At 55.4% G+C, this 5,756-nt stretch carries 7 protein-coding genes and 1 pseudogene; 3 read left to right on the top strand and 5 right to left on the bottom strand.

The window, feature by feature from the left end; translation table 11 throughout:
- Positions 1–1,055: pseudogene (locus R6T97_RS10775) on the top strand (flagellar hook protein FlgE); the annotation flags it as partial.
- Here R6T97_RS10775 and R6T97_RS10770 read toward each other — a convergent pair.
- The 3 genes from R6T97_RS10770 to R6T97_RS10760 all read right to left on the bottom strand — a co-directional run bounded on the left by R6T97_RS10770 (position 995) and on the right by R6T97_RS10760 (position 1,990).
- On the bottom strand, positions 995–1,129 hold the full coding sequence (locus R6T97_RS10770) for a hypothetical protein (RefSeq protein WP_410349296.1): 135 nt from the start codon (positions 1,127–1,129) through the stop codon (positions 995–997). The pseudogene R6T97_RS10775 and the gene R6T97_RS10770 sit on opposite strands and share 61 nt — an antisense overlap.
- A 233-nt stretch (positions 1,130–1,362) precedes the next feature.
- Positions 1,363–1,704 carry a flagellar protein FlgN gene (locus tag R6T97_RS10765; protein ID WP_410349294.1) on the bottom strand — a complete coding sequence of 114 codons (342 nt, stop codon included), beginning with the start codon at positions 1,702–1,704 and terminating at the stop codon, positions 1,363–1,365.
- Positions 1,697–1,990, bottom strand: a complete 294-nt coding sequence (locus tag R6T97_RS10760; protein ID WP_410349293.1) for a rod-binding protein — start codon at positions 1,988–1,990, stop codon at positions 1,697–1,699. Before R6T97_RS10760 ends, R6T97_RS10765 begins: the two co-directional genes overlap by 8 nt.
- A 105-nt stretch (positions 1,991–2,095) precedes the next feature.
- Here R6T97_RS10760 and R6T97_RS10755 point away from each other — a divergent pair, with 105 nt between their 5' ends.
- Both R6T97_RS10755 and R6T97_RS10750 read left to right on the top strand, forming a co-directional pair.
- Positions 2,096–3,409, top strand: coding sequence for a flagellar hook-length control protein FliK (locus R6T97_RS10755; protein WP_410349292.1), 1,314 nt, complete (start codon positions 2,096–2,098; stop codon positions 3,407–3,409).
- Between the two features lie 9 nt (positions 3,410–3,418).
- The gene (locus R6T97_RS10750; protein WP_410349291.1) at positions 3,419–4,084 is read left to right on the top strand and encodes a flagellar hook capping FlgD N-terminal domain-containing protein; all 666 of its coding nucleotides are present in this window, start codon (positions 3,419–3,421) and stop codon (positions 4,082–4,084) included.
- Here R6T97_RS10750 and ubiB read toward each other — a convergent pair.
- Together ubiB and R6T97_RS10740 are read right to left on the bottom strand one after the other, a co-directional pair.
- The gene (gene ubiB, locus R6T97_RS10745) at positions 4,081–5,610 is read right to left on the bottom strand and encodes a 2-polyprenylphenol 6-hydroxylase (protein WP_410349290.1); all 1,530 of its coding nucleotides are present in this window, start codon (positions 5,608–5,610) and stop codon (positions 4,081–4,083) included. The two genes, R6T97_RS10750 and ubiB, sit on opposite strands and share 4 nt — an antisense overlap.
- Position 5,611: 1 nt before the next feature.
- A partial coding sequence (locus R6T97_RS10740) for a class I SAM-dependent methyltransferase (protein ID WP_410349295.1) occupies positions 5,612–5,756 on the bottom strand: 145 nt, incomplete at its 5' end.

Genomic DNA, 5,756 nt, shown 5'->3' with positions numbered 1-5,756 from the left:
TGCTGCCCGTGACAACGGAAACGTCCGTGGCCGTTAACAACGGCGATAACCCACTGTTTCTGACAACAACAGGGTCATTTCGGCCTGATGCCCAAGGGTATCTTCGATCGCCGGGGGGGCTGGTGCTTTTGGGTGTTCCTGCATCACCGAATGGAACGATACCAAACTATCCGCGTGATTCCATTGATGGTCTTGTTCCGGTTCAGATCAACGCAAATCAATTCGCCGGTGAGGCGACGACACGTGTCGATCTGTCGGTCAACTTGCCTGCGACGTCAACACGGGAAGGATCACCGGGGGATACGGAATCACTATCGGTCGAGTATTTTGACAATCTTGGCGCATCGTCGAACCTTAGCTTCACCTTTGCGCCGACGGTACCGGCAAATGGTGCATCGAATGAATGGACAATGGAAATCCGTGACAGTGAATCTGATGTCGATGTCGACGGTATCCCTGACGTCGTGGGTGAATATACGCTGACATTTGATGCCACGCGCGGTGGCGGTGGCACATTGGCGAACGTCGCGTTTACAAACCCCGGTGCACCGATCGGGGGTGCTTACGATCCCCTGACCGGCGCGCTGAGCATCGCAGTTGATGGTGGTCCAATGGAAATCAACATTGGCGAGTTGGGCAGTTCGATCGGTTTGACGCAATTGTCTGATGCGTTCGCCCCTGTCTCGATCTCCAAGAACGGTACGCCGGTTGGCAGTCTCACATCAATTGAAGTCGATCAGAACGGGTTTGTAAGAGCATCTTTTGATATCGGAATTAACCGTGTTCTCTACCAAATTCCTTTGGTGGATGTTCCGAACGTCAACGGCTTGGAAACATTGGATCAACAAAGCTATCGCGTTACGCCCGACAGTGGATCTTTCTTTCTTTGGGACGCAGGTGATGGCCCGACTGGCGATATCGTCGGATTTGCACGCGAAGAGTCCGCAACGGATGTCGCGGGTGAATTGACAGAACTGATCCAGACGCAGCGCGCCTATTCATCAAATGCCAAAGTGATCCAGACGGTTGAGTTGTCCTTGGCAGAAGCAACCTCTTTTCCGGTCGAAATCATTGACTGGGTTTTGGACAGGTCATTATTGATGGATTTCAGAGTTTGAAGCGCAACCATCGCGCTGTTGTTTGTCAGAATACTGGACATAATCTATGGTCCCTTGTGTATGGCGCTTTGCACCGGGTTGGTTGGAAAACCCGCAGATTTTCTGCGGTTTGAAGCGTCATTCTGACGAAGATCACCGATGTCTTCATATCGATGCGCCGTTGTGGCGGTGCCTAGCGGTAAACCAAGCCAGCCTGAACAACCCATTAATCTGACCGATTGAAATGCTGAGAATTTAACTGAAATCATGCCTTTTTTTCCAGACTGTGGTGGCGATTCTGAACCAAGTCCACGCGGCCGGACGGGTCGTAAACCCGTAAACCGTTTTGCACATTTTGCAGCGCTTCCAGCCGTTCACCAGCGGCTGCCACGCCTTTGATTGCAGCAGCAAGAAGGCTCTGATTTTCGTCCATTTTCGCCCGGATGGGGCGTAGAAGATGTTTTGCAGGTTTCGCGCGCGCCAACTGCTCCAAGAGCTCTTCTTTTTGCTGTAAAAACCCCCCAAGTTGTTCAAAATCCGCGGAAATCAGAGCCTTTTTTTCAAGCTCAAGCAGTTGATGGAACTGTGCAAGGGGCTGATCAGGCAAAGCTACGGACCTTCATCGCCTCAAACAGAGCTTCGGCAAGCCCAATCCCGCCTGCTTTCACCATTTCCTCTGCCTGCGCGTCGCGTAGAAAAGAAGAAAAATGTTCTTCACCCTCGCCGCCACCAAATGTTTCCCGTGGTGCCCCTACACCCGCAGATTTCAGCATTTCGGCCAGAAAAGTGGCTTCCATCTTTTGTGCGGCATCACGTAGCTTTTCGTCTGTATTTACATAGTCCGGCAAGGCAGGAGCAGGCCGTGGCGGGGGCAGGTCATGGATCATTGTCATCGGATTCTCCGGGTTGTGATCCGGAGAGATTGACCGACAGTCCTAAACATTCAGTAAGTTTTTTGCGTCAGACAAAGGTCTCAATCATTCGCAATCGGAGAACCGATGATTCCTTTCGTAATTCCTGACGTGGGCACATCCGGCGGGCAGACTGCTCGAAAAACTGATGTTTTGGCTGGCGCTGAAAGCAAAACCGCCTTCGGTAATCTGATGGCGGTACCCGCGGGTGCTGTAGACGGCAGGGCGGTCACCGATAAAACAGTGAAAACTATCGCATCTGCTGAGGAAGAGGGTGAATTGCCGGTTACACCGGCTGTGCTCATTGACAAGCAAGGTGCTGATCAAGAGGTGAATTTAGCTGCTCTGATGTTGTCAGAAACTACGGGGACCGCAAGGCATGGTGCTGATGCAGTGGTTGTTCCGCACAATGCAAAGGCATCTGCTCAGACGGCTGTCTTGCGGGCAGCAAATATGCCGACCGAGGTTGACCCTGCGCGCCGTGGTGAGCAGGCAGAGCCGTTGCGTGCTGAAAAAACCGATGCGCGACCCGCAGACATCAAGAACCAACGCGCCTCGGTTGCGCAATCCATTGTTGAAGGGCGTATTCCACAGGCTGCAATGCCAGATGCCCAGAAAGGGCGTGCCGCCGCCGGGTTGAATACGGCCGCATCCGATGATGCCTTGCCCCGTCCGGAGTTTCTGCCAGCGCCCGACAAGGTAAAAACGCCGGTCCTTGACAAAAAAACAGGACCGATAGCACCGATGGCGGCCCTGCCGGGTGAAGCGCCAAGCCAACGACGCGAAGAACCGCCGCGCATGATAGCAGCGCCAGCAGCAGCCACACCGCAAGGCGCACACGCCCCGGTCAAGCCACCGGCCATAGCGTTGTTGCAGATTGCTGAACAGCCGCAAGGCGAAGTAAATGAAAAAACCACGAAAGTCGCTGAGGGCGAGTTTCTTATGCCCTCTGCCCCGGCTGACCGGCCGACGCATGCCACCCCCGTTCAAGGAACGGTATCTGCCGGTACGTCGCCCGAAACCGCAAGGCAAGTTGCAACGCAGATTGCCACGGTGGTCACAAGCAATCAGGGAAAGACGACTGACATCGCGCTCAACCCCGAAGAGCTAGGGCGCGTAAAGCTGAGCATCACTGCAAGTGACGGCGCTATCACCCTGAATGTCCTGGCGGAACGGCCCGAAACGCAAGACTTGCTTCGCAGGCATATGGACCTTCTGGCGCAAGAGTTTCGACAGCTCGGTTACACCTCGATTTCATTCTCTTTCGGAGAGCAGACAGATGATGCCCGCTCTGAAACGTCGCGGCCTGACACGCCACCTGAAACAGAGGTTCAGGACCCGTCTGAAACACCCACCATCGTACCGGAACAGACCCGCTCCGGCCTCGATCTGCGCATTTAAGGAACGGACATGGAAATTACGCAACCCACAAATCAGGCAATGACGGCGGCCAACCCTGCGGTAACAAATGCATCGGTGCAGATCAGTTCCGACTTTGAAGTGTTTTTGAAGATGCTGACTGCGCAAATGCAGTATCAAGACCCCCTCAATCCGGTCGATTCGACCGACTATGCGACGCAACTCGCCACATTTTCAGGGGTTGAACAGGCTGTACTTACCAATGATCTTCTCCAGTCGCTTACAACCCAAATGAATACCGGTGGACTGGTCGATATGGCGGCACTCGTGGGCAAGGAGGTGCGCTCGACCGCGCCGGCCTATTTTGACGGACAACCGCTCACGCTCTTGCCCGGGCTGCGCGTTGCTGCCGATACGACAGAACTTGTCGTGCGCAACAAGGCTGGCGATGAGGTGCAGCGCCGCGCGATTTCACAAGGTGCAGAGACAGTGCAGTGGGCAGGCGTGGGGCCAAGCGGGGCACCTTTTCCTGCGGGCGTTTACCAATTTGAAATCGTCTCAAAGTCAAACGGCGAAGTGATCGCGCAAACCCCGGTTGAGACATATGGCGCTGTCACCGAAGTGCGCCTCGAGAATGGCGAAACCATGCTTCTTCTTACCGGAGGGATCAGTGTTGCAAGCAATCAAGTTACAGCACTGCGGGAAGGTCGCCGTTAAAAAAACGTGCTGATCCAAACTGCGCCACCGACCAGAACACCGCCCAGCGCCATCCAAGACAGACGCGCGATACGCCTTTGCGGCCTTGGGGGTGGCGGCGGGTTGTTCATGCGGATCAAGGCGTCTTCTGCCATTTGGGGCAGTTGGGGGCCAAACCGCGCAAGGATGCGCGCAGTCTTGGCAAGGTCACGCAAGAGCGCCTTGGGCCCGATGCTCTGCTTGATGTAGTCTTCGACAACAGGTTTGGCGACCTGCCAGATGTTCATATGCGGGTCGAGCGAACGTGCAACCCCCTCAACCACCACCATCGTGCGTTGCAGCAAAATCAGTTCCGTGCGGGTTTCCATGCCAAAGCGTTCCGTCACTTCAAACAGGTAACTCAAAAGGCGACCCATCGAGATGCGGCTGGCATCCATGCCGAAAATCGGTTCACCCACCGCGCGCAGCGCACGGGCGAATTCGTCGACATCCTGATCGGAGGGAACATAACCCGCCTCGAAATGCACCTCTGCGACGCGCTGATAATCCTTGCGGATGAATCCGAACAGAATCTCGGCATAGACACGGCGGGTATACTCGTCAATCCGGCCCATGATCCCGAAATCATAGGCGATGATGTCACCATTTGATGCAACCTTCAGGTTGCCCTGATGCATATCCCCATGGAAATACCCATCGCGCAGGGCTTGGTTCAGGAATAGTTGCAGCACCCGGGTCGCCAGTTCGCTGCGATCGTGTCCTGCGGCATCCAGCGCATCGTTTATGCCGATATTGGTTCCTTCGGCCCAGTCCATCGTCATGACCCGGCGTCCTGATAGATGCCAAAGCACCTTTGGCACCCGAAAGCCTGTGTCATTCTCGGTGTTCGCGCCGAACTCGGCTGCGGCAGAGCTTTCAAGCCGCAGGTCAAGTTCACCCATGACCACACCTTCGAAATGCTTGATCACCTCCATGGGGCGCAAACGGCGCGACGAAGGAGAAAGCACTTCGATCGCGCGCGCGGCAAAATAGAACGCATCAATGTCTCTGCGAAACGCCCGTTCGATCCCCGGACGCAAAATCTTGACGGCGACAGCTTCGCCCGTATCCGCCAGATGGGCCTTGTGCACCTGTGCCAGCGACGCTGCAGCGACCGGCTCGGAAAAGGATGCAAAGAGCCTGTCAAAGGAATTGCCCAACTCCGACTGGATCGCTTTTTTGGCCTCTGTCATGGAAAATGGGGGGAGCTTGTCTTGCAGGACGCGCAGCTGCACGGCCAGCTCGTCACCCACCACATCAGGCCGGGTCGAAAGGACCTGCCCGAATTTGATATAGGCCGGTCCAAGTGCGGTGAGCGCCCGTACCGCCGGCGGCGTCGTCACATCGCCTTTGTAACCCAGCCACTGAAACGGCCACACCAGTGTGCGAAAGGTGATGCGCAGCAGGGGGCCGGTGTCGAATGCATCCAGCACGACTTTCATCGCACCTGTACGTTCAAGCGTCGCACCTGTCCGGATCAGGCGTATGATATTATGAGGACCGCGCATGCTAGAGCTTCCACCCCGAATGTAGTGCCGCCACGCCCATCGTCAGATTGCGGTACTTGGCATTTCCAAAACCTGCTTTGCGGACCATCCCAAGGAAAGTTTCCTGATCAGGAAAGTTGCGGATCGATTCGACCAGATACTGATAG

It is taken from the genome of Yoonia sp. (assembly GCF_046498525.1).
Lineage (GTDB): Bacteria > Pseudomonadota > Alphaproteobacteria > Rhodobacterales > Rhodobacteraceae > Yoonia.
Note: the sequence above shows the minus strand (reverse complement) of the source record. Positions and strands in the feature narration are given on the sequence as shown.

What these genes read in the sequence shown, in the direction of transcription:
- R6T97_RS10770 (WP_410349296.1), bottom strand. Translation starts at nt 1,129, where the DNA reads ATGGTTGCGCTTCAAACTCTGAAATCCATCAATAATGACCTGTCCAAA.
- R6T97_RS10760 (WP_410349293.1), bottom strand. Translation starts at nt 1,990, where the DNA reads ATGACAATGATCCATGACCTGCCCCCGCCACGGCCTGCTCCTGCCTTG.
- R6T97_RS10755 (WP_410349292.1), top strand. Translation starts at nt 2,096, where the DNA reads ATGATTCCTTTCGTAATTCCTGACGTGGGCACATCCGGCGGGCAGACT.
- R6T97_RS10750 (WP_410349291.1), top strand. Translation starts at nt 3,419, where the DNA reads ATGGAAATTACGCAACCCACAAATCAGGCAATGACGGCGGCCAACCCT.
- ubiB (WP_410349290.1), bottom strand. Translation starts at nt 5,610, where the DNA reads ATGCGCGGTCCTCATAATATCATACGCCTGATCCGGACAGGTGCGACG.